The following is an 18,840-nucleotide window of genomic DNA, read 5'->3' on the forward strand; positions in this document are numbered from 1 at the left end:
GCCGAGGACGACGGCCTCGCGGAGGCCGCGCGCCCGGCCGAGCCGCGCCTCCGCCGGCGCCGGGCCGCCTCGGCCTTCGCACTCTCGACCATCCCCCTCGTGGCGCTGATCGCCTACGGCCTCTACGGCTCGCCCGAGCTGCCCGCGCAGACCGAGGCCGACCGGCAGGCCGCCCGTGGCGGTGCCGACGAGCTGATGAAGGCGGTCGGGCAGATCGAGGCGCGGCTCGCCCGCGACCCCAACGATGCCCGCGGCTGGGCGGTCCTCGCCCCGGTCTACATGCGCACCGGCCGCTTCGACGATGCCGCCCGCGCCTACGCCAACATCGCGCGCCTGAAGGGCGAGAGCGCCGACACCCTCGCCGATCAGGGGGAGGCCCTGACGGCGGCGGCCGACGGCACCGTCTCGCCCGAGGCCAAGGCGCTGTTCGAGAAGGCGCAGGCCAAGGAGCCCAACGCGCCGAAGCCCCGCTTCTACCTCGCGCGGGCGGCCGAGCAGGCCGGCGACACCGGCGAGGCGATCCGCCAGCTCACCGAACTCGAGGCCGCGAGCCCGCCGAACGCCCCGTGGCTCGGCGTGGTCCGGCAGACGGTGGCGCGCCTCAAGGGCGAGCCGCCGCCGCCCACGACGCCCCAGGCGGGGCCGAAAATGCCCGCGGAACAGCAGGCCGCGATCCGCGGCATGGTCGACGGGCTCGACGCCCGGCTCAAGGCCGGTGGCGGGACTCCCGACGAGTGGCTGCGGCTCGTCCGTTCCCGCGCGGTGCTCGGCGAGCGCGATCAGGCGACGGCCGCCCTTGCCCGCGCCCGCGCCGCCCTCGCGGGCGACCCGCAGGGGCTCGCCCAGGTGGAGCAGGGCGCCCGCGCCGTGGGCCTCGGCGTCGAAGGCGAGGCGTCCGCACCGGCCGAATCAGGTCAGGCGGGGCCGACCGCCCAAGCCGAGAAGGAGTCGGCGATGGCGGCCGTGCGCGCCATGCCGCAGGCGGAGCAGCAGGCGGCGATTCGCGGCATGGTCGAGGGGCTCGACCGGCGCCTCGGCGCCCGCGGCGGGACGCCGGACGAGTGGATGCGCCTCGTGCGCTCCTACAGCGCGCTGGGCGAGCGCGATCTGGCTGTGAAGGCCCTCGATCGCGCACGGATGGCGCTGGCCGCCAACGCCGAGGCGGTGGCGCGGCTCGACGGCCTCGCCCGGGAGCTGGACCTCCCCGCCAAGCCGACCCCCTGACCAGCCCAATTCCTGACGCCACGAAATCGCGAGGCCGCCGCCGCGGCGCGGCCCGTACGACAATCGGTCCCGACGGCTGCCCTTGACCCGCGGGCGCCCGGAGCCGACACCCTCAAGACTAGAATGAGAACGGTTTCGGTCGTGGCGGGTCTCCGCGCGCCGGACCGCGGGGTGGAAGTATCGTGACGCGTAAGAAACGCCGCCTGATCCTGATCGCCGCCTGCGGAAGCGTACTGGCCCTCGCCGTGGGGCTGATGCTCTACGCCATGAGCGGCTCGATCGTGTTCTTCCGCTCGCCCACCGACATCGCCAAGCAGGCCATCGCCCCAGGCACGCGCCTGCGGCTCGGCGGCCTGGTGAAGGACGGCTCGCTCAAGCGCGGCCCCGACCAGACGGTCGATTTCGCCGTCACCGACACGAACGAGACCGTCGCGGTCCACTACAAGGGGCTGCTTCCGGACCTGTTCCGGGAAGGGCAGGGCGTGGTCGCCGAGGGCGTGCTGGAGCCGGGCGGGCAGTTCCGCGCCGACACGGTGCTGGCCAAGCACGACGAATCGTACATGCCCCGCGAGGTCGCCGATGCCCTGAAGGCGCAGGGGCGCTGGCAGGAGGGCGGTCCGAACAAGGGCGCACCCGCGCAAAAGCCCGCCACCGCGGCGGCCGACCAGACCCTCGGCCAGCGCAGCGAGCGGTAAGGGAATCCGCATGATCGTCGAGACCGGTCACTTCGCGCTCGCACTCGCGCTCGCGATCTCCCTCGTCCAGGTGGTGATGCCGATCTGGGCCGCGCGCTCGGGCGACCCGGCGCTCCGCCAGACCGCCTCGCAGGCGGCGCTCGGCGCCTTCGCCTGCGTGCTGTTCGCGTTCGCGGCGCTGACCTGGGCGCATGTCACGTCCGATTTCTCGGTCCAGAACGTCGTCGAGAACTCGCACACGCAGAAGCCACTGATCTACAAGATCTCCGGCGTCTGGGGGAACCACGAGGGCTCGATGCTCCTCTGGGTCCTGATCCTCACCTTGTTCGGCGCCTGTGTCGCGGCGGCGAAGAACTCCGTGCCGCCGCGGCTGCGCGCCAGCACGCTGGGTGTGCAGGGGCTGATCACCTTCGTGTTCGTGCTGTTCATCATCACGACCTCGAACCCGTTCAGCCGCGTGATCCCGGCGCCGCTGGAGGGCAACGACCTCAACCCGCTGCTGCAGGATCCCGGGCTGGCGATCCACCCGCCTCTCCTCTACCTCGGCTATGTCGGCTTCTCGATCAGCTTCGCCTTCGCGGTCGCCGCGCTGATCGACGGCCGGATCGACGCCGTCTGGGCGCGGGCGGTGCGGCCCTGGACGCTCACTGCGTGGTGCTTCCTGACGCTCGGAATCGCGATGGGCTCCTACTGGGCCTATTACGAACTCGGCTGGGGTGGCTGGTGGTTCTGGGATCCGGTCGAGAACGCCTCCCTGATGCCGTGGATCGCCGGGACGGCGCTTCTGCACTCCACCGTGGTCATGGAGAAGCGCGACGCCCTCAAGGTCTGGACGGTCCTGCTCGCGATCCTGACCTTCTCGCTGTCGCTGATCGGCACCTTCCTGGTCCGCTCGGGCGTGATCACCTCCGTGCATTCCTTCGCCACCGACCCGACCCGCGGCGTGTTCATCCTGGGGATCCTGATCCTGTTCATCGGCGGCTCGCTGACGCTGTTCGCGTGGCGGGCGCCGCTGCTGCGGCAGGGGGGTCTGTTCGCCCCGATCTCCCGCGAGGGCTCCCTGGTCCTCAACAATCTCTTCCTCGTCGCCGGCTGCGCCACCGTGCTGGTCGGCACCCTCTACCCGCTGCTCCTGGAGATGCTGACGGGCGAGAAGATCACGGTCGGTCCGCCCTTCTTCAACTCGACCTTCGTGCCGCTGGCGATCCCGCTGCTGCTGATCGTGCCTCTCGGCCAGGCGCTGGCCTGGAAGCGCGGCGACGTGCTCGCCGCCGCCCAGCGCCTCTTCGCCGCGCTGGCGGTCGCCCTGGTCATCGGCTTCGCCGTGCTGGCGCTGACCTGGGGCGGCCCGGTCATGGCGCCGGTGGGGATCGGCCTCGGCGCCTACCTGCTGATCGGCTCCGCCCTCGAGATCGTCACCCGCGCCCGGGGCTACGGGGCGAGCCGGGCGCGCTCGCTCGGTCAGATCGGGCGGCGCGCCGTCGGCCTGCCGCGCTCGGCCTGGGGGACCGCCTTCGCCCATGCCGGTGTCGGCGTCGTGGTGCTGGGCATCGCCGCCCAGGGCTGGGCCACCGAGGGGCTTGCGACCCTCAAGCCCGGACAGACCCTGGCGACGGGACCCTACGTGGCGACCCTGGACCGCGTCGGCCCCCGCCAGGGGCCGAACTACGAGGAGGCCGCGGCCTCCCTGACGATCCGGACCCGCTCCGGCGACGAGGTCGGCCATGTGGAGACCGGCAAGCGCTTCTATCCGAGCCGCAAGATGGCGGTGACGGAGTCGGGTCTGTTGACCATCGGCTTCAGCCAGGTCTATGCCAGCCTCGGCGAGATGGGCCAGGACGGCGGCGTCGGCCTGCGCCTCTACTACAAGCCCCTGGTGCTCCTGATCTGGCTCGGGGCCGTGGTGATGGCGCTGGGCGGCGGCCTCTCGCTCACCGATCGCCGGATGCGCGTCGGCGCCCCCGCCAAGGCGAAGGCGCGGCCGCTGCCCAACGCGGTGCCGGCGGAATGATGGCGGCGATGATAGCCCCCGCAAAGGTGGGCGTGCGGGCGCGCGCCGGCCGGTTCGGCTTCGCGCTCGCCGCTGCTCTCGTCCTTGTCGCCCCGGCCCACGCCGTCCAGCCCGACGAAGTCCTGAAGAACCCGGCCCTGGAGCATCGCGCACGGGAGATCTCGGCGGAGCTGCGCTGCCTCGTCTGCCAGAACCAGTCGATCGACGATTCCGACGCGCCGCTCGCCAAGGATCTGCGCCTGATCGTGCGCGAGCGCCTGGAGAAGGGCGACAGCGACACGGCGGTGCTCGACTACGTCGTGGCCCGTTACGGCGAGTTCGTGCTGCTGCGCCCAGTCTTCGCCCTGCACACCCTGCTCCTATGGCTGACCCCTGTGCTCGCGGTCCTGCTCGGCGGATTCGGCATCTGGCGCCTCGCGCGCCGCAGGCCGGCGGCCCCCGTCCGAAACCTGTCAGCCGCCGAGGAGGCGGAGGTCGCGGCGCTCCTGCGGCGGGAGTAGAATCCGGCGGAATCGTGATTCGCCGGCGTCACGCGGCACGAGTCTTGGATCAGGTCTTGGATCAGGCGCCGCAGACCGCAGGACGGGTCACGCGCCGGGGGGCAGGACGATGACGGCTGCAACGCTTACCATCTCGAGCCGCAACTACTCTTCATGGTCCCTACGGGGGTGGCTGATCTGCCGGATGGCGGGTCTCGACTTCGAGACCGAGGTCCTGTCCGGTGCGGATGCCGGAAGCCGGGCGGAGTTGCTGCATCTGTCGCCCTCCTTCCTCGTGCCGCGCCTGCGCCACGGCGACGTGGTCGTCTGGGACACCCTCGCCATCGCCGAATACCTCGCGGAGACGTTCCCGCAGGCTGGCTTCCTGCCCGGCAACGTGGCGGAGCGTGCCCATTGCCGGTCCATCTCCGGCGAGATGCATTCCGGTTTCGTCAACCTGCGCTCGGCCCTGCCGATGAACCTGCGGGCCTTCCACCCCGACTTCCGGGTGTTCAACGGCGCGAAGGCCGATATCGAGCGCATCGTCACGATCTTTGACGATTGCCTGGACCGGTACGAGGGGCCGTTCCTGTTCGGTGACCGCCCCTGCCTGGCTGACGCCATGTACGCCCCGGTCTGCACGCGCTTCCGCACCTACGACGTCGCGCTGCCGCCCCGGGCCGCCGCCTACCGCGACACGATCCTGCGCTGGCCCCTGATGGTCGAGTGGGCCGAGGCCGCCGCCGACGAGCCGGATGAGATCGAAGAGCTCGAGATGGAGTTCTGACCCTCAGCTTCCGTCGTTGCTTCGCTGCGCGCGCAATGACGGCCGGCTATTCTGCAAGCGGATATGCCCGACGTCGGATGCATGCAATTTATTGCAGAGCACAAATCCATGTTGCGATGCACGCAGGAGATTCTGACTGAGGGTGTGATTTGAAAAACTACGTTGTTTCAACGGGTTAACAGAACGTGCTCATTGCCCCCACCGGCGCGTTACAGCTCGACAAACGTCCTTTGTCGCCTGACCGGACAGTTCGATTGAAGCCATTCGGCATTTCTGTTCCTCTTCGCCTTAGAACAGGAACAGACTGGGCTGAGAACCATGGCGCGTCACGAGCCCTGGAGCGCGGAACGCGCCACCGGGATCATCGCCGAGCATACGCATCTCGAAGGGGCCACGCTGCCGATCCTGCACGCACTGCAGGAAACATTCGGCTACGTGGATTCTGGCGCCGTGCCGCTGATCGCGGACGCCCTGAACCTGTCGCGCGCCGAGGTGCACGGCTGCATCACCTTCTACCATGATTTCCGCGCCCATCCCGCCGGCCGGCACGAAGTGAAGCTGTGCCGCGCCGAGGCCTGCCAGGCCATGGGCTCCGACAACCTGCACCGCGAGATCCTCGGCCGCCTCGGCTGCGGCTGGCACGAGACCACCGCCGACGGCAGCGCCACGGTCGAGCCGGTCTACTGCCTCGGCCTGTGCGCCAACGGCCCCGCCGCGCTGGTGGACGGTGAGCCGGTCGCGCACCTGACCGCCGACGCCCTCGAAGCTGCCCTGACGGAGGTGCGCCAGTGAGCGTCACGCTCTACGTTCCGCGCGACGCCGTCGCCCTCGGACTCGGTGCCAACAAGGTCGCCCGCGCCCTCTTCGCCGGCGCCGAGCGCCGCGGTCTGGACGTCACCATCGTCCGCACCGGCTCCCGCGGCCTGTTCTGGCTGGAGCCGATGGTCGAGGTCGGCACGCCTGAGGGGCGCGTCGCCTACGGGCCGGTGACGGTCAAGGATGTCGATGCCCTGCTGGACGGGGGCCTTGCCACCGGCGGCGACCATCCCCTGTGTCTCGGGGACCCCGAGAAGATCCCCTACCTCGCCCGGCAGCAGCGCCTGACCTTCCACCGCTGCGGCGTGATCGACCCGGTCTCCGTCGACGATTACCGGGCGCATGGCGGCTATCGCGGCCTTGAGGCCGCGCTCAAGCTCGATGCCGAGGGTATCGTGGCGGCGGTGCGCGATTCCGGCCTGCGCGGCCGGGGCGGTGCCGGCTTCCCGGCCGGCATCAAGTGGAACACCGTGATGCTCGCCAAGGCGGACCAGAAATACGTGGTCTGCAACGCCGACGAGGGCGATTCCGGCACCTTCGCCGACCGGATGATGATGGAGGGCGACCCCTTCAACCTCATCGAGGGCATGACCATCGCGGCCATGGCGACCGGCGCCACCCGCGGCTACATCTACCTGCGCTCCGAGTACCCGCAGGCCTTCGCGACCCTCAAGGAGGCGATCGCCAACGGCGTGGCGGCCGGCGTGCTGGGCGACAACATCCTGGGCTCGGGCAGGACCTTCCACCTGGAAGTTCGGCTGGGCGCCGGCGCCTATATCTGCGGCGAGGAGACCTCGCTGCTGGAGAGCCTGGAGGGCAAGCGCGGCATCGTGCGGGCCAAGCCGCCGATCCCGGCGCTCAAGGGCTTCCTCGGCAAGCCGACGCTGGTCAACAACGTAATGACCTTCACGGCGGTGCCGTGGATCCTGGAGAACGGCGCCAGGGCCTACGCCGATTACGGCATGGGCCGCTCGCTCGGCACCCTGCCGATCCAGCTCGCCGGCAACGTCAAGCACGGCGGCCTGATCGAGATGGCCTTCGGCATCACCCTGCGGCAGGTCATCGAGGATTTCGGCGGCGGCACCCGCTCGGGGCGGCCGGTCCGGGCCGTGCAGGTCGGAGGCCCGCTCGGGGCCTACTTCCCCGACCATCTCCTCGACACGCCCCTCGATTACGAGGCGATGGCGGCCAAGAAGGGCCTCGTCGGCCACGGCGGCATCGTGGTGTTCGACGACACCGTCGACATGGCCGCCCAGGCCCGCTTCGCCTTCGACTTCTGCGCCACCGAGTCGTGCGGCAAGTGCACCCCCTGCCGCATCGGAGCGACCCGCGGCGTCGAGACCATGGACAAGGTGATCGCCGGCATCCGGCCGGACGCGAACCTGAAGCTGGTCGAGGACCTCTGCGAGGTCATGACCGACGGGTCGCTCTGCGCCATGGGCGGGCTCACGCCGATGCCCGTGATGAGCGCGATCACCCACTTCCCCGAAGATTTCAGGCGCGCCGGCGATCTGCCGGCCGCGGCCGAGTGAGGAAACGTCGATGGGCCTGATCAAGGAGATCGACTACGGCACGCCGATCCGCGTCAGCGAGCAGACGGTGACGCTGACGATCGACGGCATGTCGGTGACGGTGCCGGCCGGCACCTCGGTTATGGCGGCGGCGATGCAGGCCGGGACGCAGATCCCGAAGCTCTGCGCGACCGACTCGCTGGAGCCGTTCGGCTCCTGCCGCCTCTGCCTCGTGGAGATCGAGGGCCGGCGCGGCACCCCGGCCTCGTGCACGACCCCGGCCGAGAACGGCATGGTGGTCCACACGCAGAACGAGAAGCTCGCCAAGCTCCGCAAGGGCGTGATGGAGCTCTACATCTCCGATCACCCCCTCGACTGTCTGACCTGCGCGGCCAACGGCGACTGCGAGCTGCAGACGCAGGCCGGCGTGGTCGGCCTGCGCGACGTCCGATACGGCTATGAGGGCGACAACCACGTCCGTCCGAGTTCGGAAAAGTACCTGCCGAAGGACGAGTCGAACCCGTACTTCACCTACGATCCGTCGAAGTGCATCGTCTGCAACCGCTGCGTCCGCGCCTGCGAGGAGGTGCAGGGCACCTTCGCGCTGACCATCGCGGGCCGCGGCTTCGACAGCCGCGTTGCGGCCGGCCCGACCAACTTCTTCGAGTCCGAGTGCGTCTCCTGCGGCGCCTGCGTGCAGGCCTGCCCGACCGCGACCCTCCAGGAGAAGTCGATCCACGAGTACGGCCAGCCCGAGCACGCGGAGGTCACGACCTGCGCGTATTGCGGCGTCGGCTGCTCGTTCAAGGCCGAGATGCAGGGCGAGCGCGTCGTCCGCATGGTTCCGTACAAGGGCGGCAAGGCCAATGAGGGCCATTCCTGCGTGAAGGGCCGCTTCGCCTACGGCTACGCCACCCACAAGGACCGCATCACCAAGCCGATGATCCGCGAGAAGATCACGGATCCGTGGCGCGAGGTGTCCTGGGAAGAGGCGATCGACCGGGCGGCCTCCGAGTTCAAGCGGATCCAGGCGAAGTACGGCAAGGATTCGGTCGGCGGCATCACCTCCTCGCGCTGCACCAACGAGGAGGCCTACCTCGTCCAGAAGCTCGTGCGCGCCGCCTTCGGCAACAACAACGTCGATACCTGCGCCCGAGTCTGCCATTCGCCGACCGGCTACGGCCTGATGTCGACGCTGGGCACCTCGGCCGGCACCCAGGATTTCAAGTCGGTCGAGAATTCCGACGTGATCCTGGTCATCGGCGCGAACCCGACCGACGGCCACCCGGTCTTCGGCTCGCGGATGAAGAAGCGGCTGCGCCAGGGTGCCAAGCTCATCGTCGCCGATCCCCGCAAGATCGACCTCGTGAAGTCGCCCCACATCAAGGCCGACTACCACCTGCCGCTGAAGCCCGGCTCCAACGTCGCGTTCATCAACTCGCTGGCGCACGTGATCGTCACCGAGGGGCTGATCGACGAGGCCTATGTCCGCGAGCGCTGCGATCTGGCCGAGTTCGAGTCCTGGGCGCGGTTCATCGCCGACGAGCGCCACTCCCCGGAGAACCAGCAGCAATTCACCGGGCTCGACCCGGCGGACGTCCGCGGGGCGGCCCGGCTCTACGCCAAGGGCGGCGCGGCCGGCATCTACTACGGGCTGGGCGTCACCGAGCACAGCCAGGGCTCGACCATGGTGATGGGCATGGCCAACATCGCCATGGCCACCGGCAACATCGGCAAGCTCGGCGCCGGCGTGAACCCGCTGCGCGGCCAGAACAACGTGCAGGGCTCCTGCGACATGGGCTCGTTCCCGCACGAGCTCACCGGCTACCGCCACGTCTCGGACGACGCCACCCGCGAGAGCTTCGAGGCTCTCTGGGGCGCCAAGCTCGACAACGCGCCGGGCCTGCGCATCACCAACATGCTCGACGAGGCCGTCGAGGGCAGCTTCAAGGGCCTGTACATCCAGGGTGAGGATATCGCGCAGTCCGATCCCGACACGCACCACGTGACGAGCGGCCTGATGGCGATGGAGTGCATCGTCATCCAGGACCTGTTCCTGAACGAGACCGCCAAATACGCCCACGTCTTCCTGCCGGGCGCCTCGTTCCTCGAGAAGGACGGGACCTTCACCAATGCCGAGCGCCGCATCTCGCGCGTGCGCAAGGTCATGGCTCCGATGGGCGGATACGGCGACTGGGAGGGCACGGTGCTGCTCTCCAACGCGCTCGGCTACAAGATGGAGTACAACCACCCGTCCGAGATCATGGACGAGATCGCCTCGCTCACCCCGAGCTTCACGGGCGTGTCCTACGCCAAGCTCGACGAGCTCGGCTCGGTGCAGTGGCCCTGCAACGAGAAGGCGCCGCTCGGCACGCCGATGATGCACGTGGACCGGTTCGTCCGCGGCAAGGGCCGGTTCATGATCACCGAGTTCGTGGCCACCGAGGAGCGGACGGGGGCGAAGTTCCCGCTGATCCTGACCACGGGCCGGATCCTGTCCCAGTACAATGTCGGCGCGCAGACGCGGCGTACCGAGAACTCGCGCTGGCACGAGGAGGACGTGCTGGAGATCCACCCGTTCGACGCGGAGCTGCGCGGCATCGTCGACGGCGACCTCGTCGCCCTGGAGAGCCGGTCCGGCGACATCGCCCTGAAGGCCAAGATCTCCGAGCGGATGCAGCCGGGCGTGGTCTACACCACCTTCCACCACGCCAAGACCGGCGCCAACGTCATCACGACGGACTACTCGGACTGGGCGACCAACTGCCCCGAGTACAAGGTGACGGCCGTGCAGGTCCGGCGGACCAACCGGCCCTCCGACTGGCAGGCGAGGTTCTACGAGGAGGACTTCTCCCTCACCCGGATCGCCCAGACCCTGGACGCGGCAGAGTAAGAGTAACCGATGAGTGCCGTGACGCAGGCGGACAAGCTGGTCCGCATGGCCAACCAGATCGCCACCTTCTTCCGGTCCTACCCGGAGGAGGAGGCGGTGGCGGGCATCCAGAAGCACATCAAGGCGTTCTGGACGCCGAAGATGATCGCGCATCTGGAGGCCGCACTGCCGGAGCAGGGTGAGCGGGTCGACAGCTACGTGCGGCAGGCGCTCCACGGCGGTGAGCCGCAGGCCGAGAGCCCGGTGCGTCCGGCGACCCGGGACCCGCAGCTCGCGGGTGCGGGCGCCAGCGACGCGGGCTGAGCCGCCCGAGGCCGGGCGGGACCTCCAGCCCGCGCCCCGCCTGGCTGGCACGCAATCACGCGAATCAGCCCCTGTCCCGACTGGGAGCAGGGGTGTTTCGCGTCTGATACCGTTTCTGGGTCATCGATCGGTTCCGCCGTCTTTGCGAGCGGAGCGAAGCAATCCAGCAGCGCCACGCTCTGTACGATCGCGCGACCCTGGGTCACTTCGCTGCGCTCGCGATGACGGAGCGAGACGTGTCAACCGAAGCGGTCAACCGGAAACCGTCTGAGCCTATGCAAAAAGGCGTTGCGACGGCGGCACTGCTCGCCGATCGGGTGCCCGGCCGTCCCACCCCGATTGGCCCGGCGACATCCGCCGCCGAGCCCCGGGACGTCAGGTCTTCAGGGCGACGGTGAAGTCGGCCTCGGTCTTCTTGCGGATCTCGTCCTCGGTGACGCCGTCGGCGAGCTCGATGAGCTTCATGCCGCCGTCGCCCTTCTTGTCGATCTCGAACACGCCGAGATCGGTGATCACCAGGTCGACCACCTGCGTGCCGGTGAGCGGCAGGTCGCAGGCCTTGAGCAGCTTCGGGCTCTCGGTGCCGTCCTTGTTCTTGGCGACGTGCTCCATCACCACGACCACGCGCTTCACGCCGGCGACGAGGTCCATGGCGCCGCCCATCCCCTTCACCATCTTGCCGGGGATCATCCAGTTGGCGAGGTCGCCGTTGCCGGCCACCTGCATGGCGCCGAGGATCGACAGGTTGATGTGCCCGCCGCGGATCATCCCGAAGGAATCCGCCGAGGAGAAGTAGCTCGTCGTCGGCAGCGCGGTGATCGTCTGCTTGCCGGCGTTGATCAGGTCCGGATCCTCCTCGCCCTCGTAGGGGAAGGGACCCATGCCCAGCATGCCGTTCTCCGACTGGAGCTGCACCGACATGCCCTCGGGGATGTAGTTCGACACCAGCGTCGGGATGCCGATGCCGAGGTTCACGTAGAAGCCATCCTCCAGCTCCTTGGCGGCGCGCGCCGCCATCTGCTCGCGGGTCCAGGCCATCGTTCTCGCTCCCTTCCCGTTCGATCAGTGCGTGCCGCCGCCGGCCGCCGCGGCCGGGGTGCTGTCGCCGCGCTTGCGCGTGGTGCGCTGCTCGATGCGCTTGTCGCGCTGCCCGACGTCGATGATCCGCTTCACGAAGATGCCGGGCGTGTGGATCGTGTCCGGATCGATCGCGCCCGGCTTCACGAGGTGCTCGACCTGCGCCACCGTCATCTTGGCGGCGGTCGCCATCATCGGGTTGAAGTTGCGCGCGGTCATCCGGTAGCGGAGGTTGCCCTCGGTGTCGCCGGTGTGGGCGTGGACGAGGGCGAGGTCGGCGAACAGGCCGCGCTCCATGACGTACTGCTCGCCGTCGAACTCGCGGACTTCCTTGCCCTCGGCGACCTTGGTGCCGACGCCGGTCTTGGTGAAGAAGGCCGGGATTCCGGCGCCGCCGGCGCGGATCCGCTCGGYGAGCGTGCCCTGCGGGTTGAACTCGATCTCCAGCTCGCCGCCGAGATACTGGCGGGCGAATTCCTTGTTCTCGCCCACGTAGGACGAGATCATCTTGGCGACCTGCCGGGTGTCCAGGAGCTTGCCGAGGCCGACCCCGTCGATGCCGGCATTGTTCGACACGACGGTCAGGCCCTTGACGCCCGAGAGGCGGACCGCCTCGATCAGCTCGTCCGGGATGCCGCAGAGGCCGAAGCCGCCGCACATCACCATCATGTCGTCGTGCAGGAGGCCGGCCAGGGCGGCGGCGGCATCCGTGTAGACCTTCTTCATCGAACCGTCCTTTTCCCGCCGGACCCGACCGGCCGAAACCTTGGGAAGCGCGTGTCCTCGCGCTTGCTCTCCCCGATTCCGCGCGTGAAATCCAGTGGCGCCGCACACCCTGTGGCGCGGTCCCGGGCGATCCGTAACCGGCACTGCGCTGGGGAGCGCGGGGTGGCTCGGTACCGGCGCGGCAGACAAATCCGGCTGAGGGGTTTAAAAAGCACCCGCGACGTGCAGACCTGCCGGGCTGTGACAGCCCGAGGGGCCGGCCTCCGGCCATAGCCGCCGCCCCTCTCGGAGGATGAAGTCTCTGCGCCGCCCGATCTTCGTCCTCGCTCTCGGGAGCCTGATCGTCGCCGGTCTCGGTCTGCGCGACTGGCCGCTCGATGACGGCCGGGCGACGGCGTTCGCCCGCCGCGCCCTCGGCGCGTACGGGATCGACCTGACCCTGCGCGGGCCGGCGAGCCTGACCCTGCTGCCCTGGCCGCGCCTGACCCTCGGCCAGGTTCGCCTCGCCGCCGGATCCACCGGGCCGGTTCTCGCTGACGACGGGCGCCTGATCGTCGACCTTGACCCGCTGAGCCTGCTGGGTGGCCATGCCGCCGTGGGCGGCCTGCGCCTGGAGGGCGCGCGCCTGTCGGAGGATGCCGGCGGCTGGGATGCGCCGCTGGCCCGCCTCGCCGAGCAGGCCCGGTCCGGCGTGATGGCGCGGCCGCGCCGGATCGTCGTGCGCGGCGCGCGCCTCGCCGACGGCGGCGCAGCGCGGGACATCGACCTCGACGTCGCATGGCCGCTCTGGAGCGCGACCGCCGAGGCTCGCGCCAGCCTGATGTGGCGGGGCGTGCCGACCCGGATCACCCTCACGCACCTGCGCCCGGCCGAGATCGCCCTGCGCCGCACCAGTCCGTTCACCGCGGACGTCACGTGGCCCGGCGGCAGCCTCGCGGCGGACGGGACGATGGGGCTTTCGGCCGAGGGCGGCGCGTCGCCGGCCCTCTCCGGAGAGCTGCGCTTCGCGACCCGCTCGCTGCCGGAAAGCCTCGCTTGGCTCGGCCGGGAGGCGCCGCTGGCGCCCCTCGCCGGGGCCTTCACCATCGACGGCCGGTTCGAGACCGCGGAGCGGTCCGTCTCCTGGCCGCGCCTGCGCATCGGCATCGGCCAGAACGTTCTGGAGGGGGCCGGCGCCGTGACGCTCGGGTCGGGCCAGGCGCCGCGCCTTGCGGTGCAGGCGACCCTGGCGGCCGAGACCCTCGACCTCACGCCCCTCGCCGCAGATCTGGCGCGCCTGTTCGAGGCCACTCCCGTGCCGATCGCCCTGGCGCCGGTCACACAGGGCGACCTCGACCTCCGCCTCTCGGCAGTCGAGGGGCGCGCCGGAGCTGTCCGGGTGCAGGATCTGGCTGCGAGCGTGCTGGTGCGGGACGGCGCCCTGGAAGTCGCGGTGAACCGGGCGCGGATCCAGGACGGTACGGTCAAGGGACGCGCGATCCTGGCGAGCGGGACGGATCCGGCCGAGACCGAATTCCGCACCCAGGGCAGTCTCGACCACGTCGACCTCGGCGCCCTGCTGGGCGAGATCCGCGCGACGCGCTGGCTGGTCGGACTCGTACAGGGCCACTTCGCCCTGGAGGCCAAAGCCCGCGACTCGGTCGGCCTTCTTGCGCATCTCGGCGGCCGAGCGACCCTCGGCGCGGATAACGGCACCATCACAGGCCTGGATCTCGCCGATGTCGTTCATCGCAATGGTGTGGTGGCGTCCGGCGCCCTCGCGCGCCGTAACGGCCGGACCGCCTTCGATCGCGCCGTGGTGACGTTGCGCTTCGTCGATGGGGTGGGTGAGATCGCCGAGTCCGGGCTCCTGGGGCCGAGCGTCGGGGCTACGCTGCGCGGACAGGTGTCGCTGCCCGAGCGGCGGCTCGACGCCAGGGGCGAACTGGTCCTGCGTCCCCCGGCAGAGCCGTCCCGCGGCCTGCTGTTCGAGGTGTCCGGCCCGTGGAGCGCCCTGACCGCCCAGACGGCTGTCCATGGCGAAACGTCCGAGGCCGCCGGCCGCTACGGCGAGGCGATGCTGCCCGATCCCCTCAAGCTGCCCGCCACACTCGGCCTGCCCGGCACCGCTCGCGCGTACGCGCCGTGACGGCGGCGCGATGGCGTCGGCCACGGCCAAGCCTTAAGATCGGGCTCCGACCGTCTCTGTGATCCCCATGCGCCGCCTGCTCATCGAGGAACCTGTCACCCGCGCGGGGCCGCTGGCCCGGCGGCTCGCCGTGTTCTCCCTCATCGCCACCGGCATCGCCCTCGTCCTCGTCCGTGATCCACGTGCCGATACCGACGCGGCGCTCGTTGCGCTGGTGGCGGGTCTCGGCGTCGCGCTCCTGGCTATGGCGGCGGCGGTCTTCGCCTTCGTGCGGGTCTGGCGCGAGGGTGCCCGTGGGCTCGGTGCCGCCCTCGCCGGGCTGATCCTGGCGCTGGCGGTCCTGGGCTATCCGGCGTTCCTGGGCCTGCGCGGCCTGCGCCTGCCCGCGCTCTCCGACGTCACCACCGACATCGACAACCCGCCCGCGTTCTCGCGCTCGCGCGCCGCCTTCGCGGCCCGGGGCGGTCGCTATCCGGTGGATCCCGGCTCGGCCATCCGCGAGCGCCAGCGCGGGGCCTATCCCCAGATCGCACCGCTGACCCTCGACATCGGCGCCGACGAGGCCTTCGAACTCGCCCGGCAGGCGGCTTTGAAGCGGCACTGGCAGATCGTCGAGGCGATCCGGCTGGGCGGCCGCACCGGAAACGGCCGGATCGAGGCGGTGGCCCGCGGCCTGATCCTCAACCTGCCGGACGATGTCACCGTGCGCATCCGCCCCCGAGCGGACGGGGCGCGAATCGACGTACGCTCGGCCTCGCGGCTCGGCGGCCGCGATTTCGGCAGCAACGCCGACCGCATCCGGGCGTATCTCGACGACGTCGCCAATCTCGCCATCAGAGTGAAGTGAGGCGACGCGCCGCTCAGGCGGGCGCGTAGGTCCCGTCCAGCCGGGGTGGGCCGTCGCAGGTCGCGCGTCCGCCCTCCACCAGATCCTCCAGGTGGGCGAAGACCGACAGTGCGGCCGCGCCGCGCAGCCGCGGATCGAGCCCCTGGTAGATCGCCGCGACGATGTCGGCGATGCGTGCATCTCCGGCGGCCAACCGCGCGCGGATCGCCGCCTCCCGCTGGCGGCGATGGCCGGCCAGCCCGCGGAGAAAACGAGCCGGTTCGCGCACCGGTCCGCCATGGCCGGGCCAGTAGACCGCCTCGTCGCGCCGGCGCAGCTTGTCGAGGGAGGCCATGTAGGCACGCATCGTGCCGTCCGGTGGGGCTACGATCGTGGTGGACCACGCCATGACATGGTCGCCGGAGAACAGCGCCTGCGTCTCCGGCAGTGCGAAAGCGAGGTGGTTCATCGTGTGGCCGGGCGTCTCCACGGCCTCGAGGGTCCAGCCCGGACCGGCCACCGTGTCGCCCTCCACCATCACCCGGTCGGGGGCGTAGACCCGGTCGGCGCTGGCGTCGAGCATCGGGACCTCGGCCTCCGACAGGGCACGTGCGGCCCGGTGCGGGCCACACCCGATCACGGGCGCGCCGGTGCGGGCGGCGAGGAGCCGTGCCCCCGGCGAATGGTCGCGATGGGTATGGGTGACCACGATGGCCTCGATCCGCTCCCCGTCGAGATCCGCGAGCAACGCGTCGATATGGGCCGGATCGTCGGGGCCTGGATCGAGGATCGCCACCCGGCCGTGTCCGATCACGTACGTGCAGGTGCCGCTGGCCGTGAACGGGCCGCCGTTCGGCGCGACCCGGCGACGGATCAGGGGTGCGACGTCGTCGAGCCGCCCCGCCGACGGCATCGAAGGCTCCAAGGTGAGGCGGTTGTCGTCGGGGTCCGCCATCGCGCTTCCATGCGTCCGATGGGGGTGTCCTTGGCGGGTTCGCGCGCATCTGGCAATCGCCGGGCCGGCCGAAGCTCCGTATCGGCCCGCCTCACGACCGGCAAAACCCGGAGGGACCGCCCGATCGGCACGCCGCGCGTCACGGTATCCTGCTGGGTGTGCGACCGGCACCGGGCGGCGCGGGCATCAACCCCGCGCCAGGAGGCCCGAACGGGGCCTCCACACCCGCGCTCTCGGCGGGTGGGAGCGCGCCTTCACGGCACGCGACCGCCGTGATCCGCCGCCACCACTGCCGAGCCTGCCCAAAACGGGTCGGCGTCGGTCAGTTCGGGCGGCGGGGTTGCCGGGCGCGCACGCGGATCGGCACCGGAGCCGGTGCCGTGACGAGACCGAGCGCCGCCGCGCGCAGGGTTTCGCCGATCCGATCCACGGCATCGGCGAGGCGCACCGCCACCGCGGTGGCCTTCGATCGGACGGCACTCTTGACAGATTGCAGCATCGCAAATCCCGGATCGAGCCTGAAGACCTAAGTTCGAACGCTAGCGCCCCAGTCTCGTTCCGTCACCCCTTGTCGCGGACGGCGCGCGCGCGGCTCGTGCGCACAGGACTTTGCCAAGGCGGCGGAACCGGAGCGAAACCTTGGCGTTTTCGTGTTCAGAACGACGCGGCCAGCCCGCGTTGGTATTTTCGAAGGATACGAACAATGCTCGGTTGGGCTGTAACTTTTCTCGTCGTCGCTCTCGTGGCCGCGCTGCTGGGCTTCGGCGGTATCGCCGGAACGGCAATGGAAGCTGCCAAGCTGGTGTTCTTCGTCGCGATTGTCCTGTTCGCGATCTCGGCGGTCGTCGGTCTGATGCGTGGCCGCTCGCCCACGCTCTGAACGTCCGGCGGAATACCGGCCCACCCCGTGGGTCGGTATTCGGCCGAAGCCCGTAAGAAGCCGTCGCGCCTCGCGACGGCTATTTTCATGCTGCTTCGACGGCAGTCCCGCGATTTTACGAACCGTGGTTGGCAGAACTTGCGATCGAACGAGCGGGCCTGCGCTCAGGACTTGCGATCGCTGCTGTCGAGTTTCGCGATCAGTTCGGCGAAACGATCGGGAACGGGCTGCTGCGTGACCGTGTCGTACATCGCACGCAACTGCGCAGCGATGCGGGTACGGGTTTGATCGCTCAGGCCGTTGCGTGACCGGACGCGGTCGGGCTGGGCCAAGGCGCTCGAGGGTGCGTCGTCGGCGGTGCTGGTGCGGTTGTCGGATTGGCGATCAGACGCAGTAGCGGCATGCATGCCGCGCGCGCGGAACCCTGCCTCCTCGCCCTGATCCGTCATCAACACGCCCCTTGTTGCCGAAGTCGGCGTGGCCGCATTGTGCTGCGGCTCGACATACGCCATGGCTGCGGCGGCAACGCCTGCCCGCCGGGATCGGTTCCGCCGGGGGGTGGAACGGAGTGCGGGCCTCCGCGTTGGGCGGTAGGCTGGGCAGGATACAAGCCGGCCCCGGCAGGCCCTCGGTCCAGGATCGAGGCGTTCGTGGCCGGGCAACACGGCGAGGCACAGGGGATCGAATGTCGACATCGCAACTCGTGGTACAGCACCTGCCGTACCTGCGCCGCTACGCGCGCGCGCTCACGGGGAGCCAAGTGGCGGGTGACGCGTACGTCGCCGCCACCCTGGAGACCCTTGTCAACGAACCCGACACGCTCGGCCGGAGCACCAACATCAAGGCCGATCTGTTCCGGGTCTTCACGCGGATCTGGAACTCGCTCTCGGTGAACGGCCGCAGTGAGCAGGTTCAGCATGACCTCCCGGCGGAGGTGCGTCTGGGCCAGATCACGCCGCTGCCGCGGCAGGCCTTCCTGCTCTCCTGTCTTGAAGGCTTCTCCGAGGAGGACGCGGCGATCATTCTGGGTGTCGACGTGTCCGAGGTCCGCGACCTCGTGGACGAGGCGGGCCGTGAACTCGCCGCCGACATGGCGACCGAGATCCTCATCATCGAGGACGAGCCTCTGATCGCCATGGATCTCGAGGCGCTGGTCGAGGGGCTCGGCCACAACGTCATCGGCGTCGCCCGCACCCGCACGGAAGCGATCAAGATCGCCGGCGAGGGCAAGCGTCCCGGCCTGATCCTGGCGGACATCCAGCTCGCCGACGGCTCGTCCGGACTCGACGCCGTGAACGATCTGTTGAAGACCTTCGAGGTGCCGGTGATCTTCATCACCGCCTATCCGGAGCGCTTCCTCACCGGCGAGCGCCCCGAGCCGGCCTTCCTCATCGCCAAGCCCTTCCAGCCCGCAAACGTCTCGGCGGTGATCAGCCAGGCCCTGTTCTTCCAGCAGACGGCCCGGCGCCGGGAAGCCAAGTCGGCCTGAGGTTGCCCTAGGAGGGTTGGACGCGGCGGGGTCCGCCGCG

At 70.1% G+C, this 18,840-nt stretch carries 18 protein-coding genes; 13 read left to right on the forward strand and 5 right to left on the reverse strand.

Annotated features, from left to right (window positions below):
• The 9 genes from AC1DXK_RS17435 to AC1DXK_RS17475 form a co-directional block, all read left to right on the forward strand.
• The coding region (locus tag AC1DXK_RS17435) for a tetratricopeptide repeat protein (RefSeq protein WP_477298481.1) at positions 1-1,224 on the forward strand (1,224 nt) is incomplete at its 5' end.
• Positions 1,225-1,406: 182 nt separating this feature from the next.
• Complete coding sequence (ccmE, locus tag AC1DXK_RS17440) at positions 1,407-1,919, forward strand: cytochrome c maturation protein CcmE (protein ID WP_457107019.1); 513 nt, start codon at positions 1,407-1,409, stop codon at positions 1,917-1,919.
• Positions 1,920-1,929: 10 nt separating this feature from the next.
• Positions 1,930-3,930: a heme lyase CcmF/NrfE family subunit gene (locus AC1DXK_RS17445; protein WP_457107020.1), complete on the forward strand. Its 2,001-nt coding sequence runs from the start codon at positions 1,930-1,932 to the stop codon at positions 3,928-3,930.
• 8 nt (positions 3,931-3,938) lie between these two features.
• Positions 3,939-4,430: a cytochrome c-type biogenesis protein gene (locus tag AC1DXK_RS17450; RefSeq protein ID WP_457107021.1), complete on the forward strand. Its 492-nt coding sequence runs from the start codon at positions 3,939-3,941 to the stop codon at positions 4,428-4,430.
• Between the two features lie 109 nt (positions 4,431-4,539).
• Positions 4,540-5,196, forward strand: a complete 657-nt coding sequence (locus AC1DXK_RS17455) for a glutathione S-transferase family protein (RefSeq protein ID WP_457107022.1) — start codon at positions 4,540-4,542, stop codon at positions 5,194-5,196.
• 318 nt (positions 5,197-5,514) lie between these two features.
• Positions 5,515-5,988, forward strand: coding sequence for a formate dehydrogenase subunit gamma (locus AC1DXK_RS17460; protein WP_457107023.1), 474 nt, complete (start codon positions 5,515-5,517; stop codon positions 5,986-5,988).
• Complete coding sequence (locus tag AC1DXK_RS17465; RefSeq protein ID WP_457107024.1) at positions 5,985-7,544, forward strand: formate dehydrogenase beta subunit; 1,560 nt, start codon at positions 5,985-5,987, stop codon at positions 7,542-7,544. Before AC1DXK_RS17460 ends, AC1DXK_RS17465 begins: the two co-directional genes overlap by 4 nt.
• 10 nt (positions 7,545-7,554) lie before the next feature.
• Complete coding sequence (fdhF, locus tag AC1DXK_RS17470; protein WP_457107025.1) at positions 7,555-10,416, forward strand: formate dehydrogenase subunit alpha; 2,862 nt, start codon at positions 7,555-7,557, stop codon at positions 10,414-10,416.
• Between the two features lie 9 nt (positions 10,417-10,425).
• Complete coding sequence (locus AC1DXK_RS17475; protein ID WP_457107026.1) at positions 10,426-10,719, forward strand: formate dehydrogenase subunit delta; 294 nt, start codon at positions 10,426-10,428, stop codon at positions 10,717-10,719.
• Positions 10,720-11,094: 375 nt separating this feature from the next.
• Here the strand turns inward: AC1DXK_RS17475 and AC1DXK_RS17480 are convergent, their stop codons facing one another.
• Together AC1DXK_RS17480 and AC1DXK_RS17485 are read right to left on the reverse strand one after the other, a co-directional pair.
• A complete protein-coding gene (locus tag AC1DXK_RS17480; protein WP_457107027.1) occupies positions 11,095-11,757 on the reverse strand; it encodes a 3-oxoacid CoA-transferase subunit B in 663 nt (220 codons plus the stop codon).
• 24 nt (positions 11,758-11,781) lie between these two features.
• Positions 11,782-12,522 (reverse strand): CoA transferase subunit A, encoded by a 741-nt coding sequence (locus AC1DXK_RS17485; protein WP_477298486.1) that lies wholly within the window; start codon positions 12,520-12,522, stop codon positions 11,782-11,784.
• A 292-nt stretch (positions 12,523-12,814) separates the two neighbouring features.
• Between AC1DXK_RS17485 and AC1DXK_RS17490 the strand changes: the two genes are divergently transcribed.
• Together AC1DXK_RS17490 and AC1DXK_RS17495 are read left to right on the forward strand one after the other, a co-directional pair.
• A complete protein-coding gene (locus AC1DXK_RS17490) occupies positions 12,815-14,650 on the forward strand; it encodes an AsmA family protein (protein WP_457107029.1) in 1,836 nt (611 codons plus the stop codon).
• Positions 14,651-14,717: 67 nt separating this feature from the next.
• Positions 14,718-15,497, forward strand: coding sequence for a DUF1499 domain-containing protein (locus AC1DXK_RS17495; protein WP_457107030.1), 780 nt, complete (start codon positions 14,718-14,720; stop codon positions 15,495-15,497).
• Positions 15,498-15,510: 13 nt separating this feature from the next.
• Here the strand turns inward: AC1DXK_RS17495 and AC1DXK_RS17500 are convergent, their stop codons facing one another.
• Both AC1DXK_RS17500 and AC1DXK_RS17505 read right to left on the reverse strand, forming a co-directional pair.
• The gene (locus AC1DXK_RS17500; RefSeq protein ID WP_457107064.1) at positions 15,511-16,389 is read right to left on the reverse strand and encodes an MBL fold metallo-hydrolase; all 879 of its coding nucleotides are present in this window, start codon (positions 16,387-16,389) and stop codon (positions 15,511-15,513) included.
• A 364-nt stretch (positions 16,390-16,753) separates the two neighbouring features.
• Positions 16,754-16,930, reverse strand: a complete 177-nt coding sequence (locus tag AC1DXK_RS17505; protein ID WP_457107031.1) for a hypothetical protein — start codon at positions 16,928-16,930, stop codon at positions 16,754-16,756.
• 204 nt (positions 16,931-17,134) lie between these two features.
• Here AC1DXK_RS17505 and AC1DXK_RS17510 point away from each other — a divergent pair, with 204 nt between their 5' ends.
• A complete protein-coding gene (locus AC1DXK_RS17510; RefSeq protein ID WP_007568853.1) occupies positions 17,135-17,311 on the forward strand; it encodes a DUF1328 domain-containing protein in 177 nt (58 codons plus the stop codon).
• Positions 17,312-17,475: 164 nt separating this feature from the next.
• Here the strand turns inward: AC1DXK_RS17510 and AC1DXK_RS17515 are convergent, their stop codons facing one another.
• Positions 17,476-17,823, reverse strand: coding sequence for a NepR family anti-sigma factor (locus AC1DXK_RS17515; protein WP_457107032.1), 348 nt, complete (start codon positions 17,821-17,823; stop codon positions 17,476-17,478).
• Between the two features lie 173 nt (positions 17,824-17,996).
• On the opposite strand from AC1DXK_RS17515, the gene AC1DXK_RS17520 reads away from it, so the two are divergent.
• Entirely contained in the window at positions 17,997-18,800 is an 804-nt protein-coding gene (locus AC1DXK_RS17520; protein ID WP_457107033.1) for a response regulator, read from the forward strand.
• The last annotated feature ends 40 nt before the right edge of the window (positions 18,801-18,840 follow it).

It is taken from the genome of Methylobacterium sp. P3_A11, assembly GCF_056403155.1.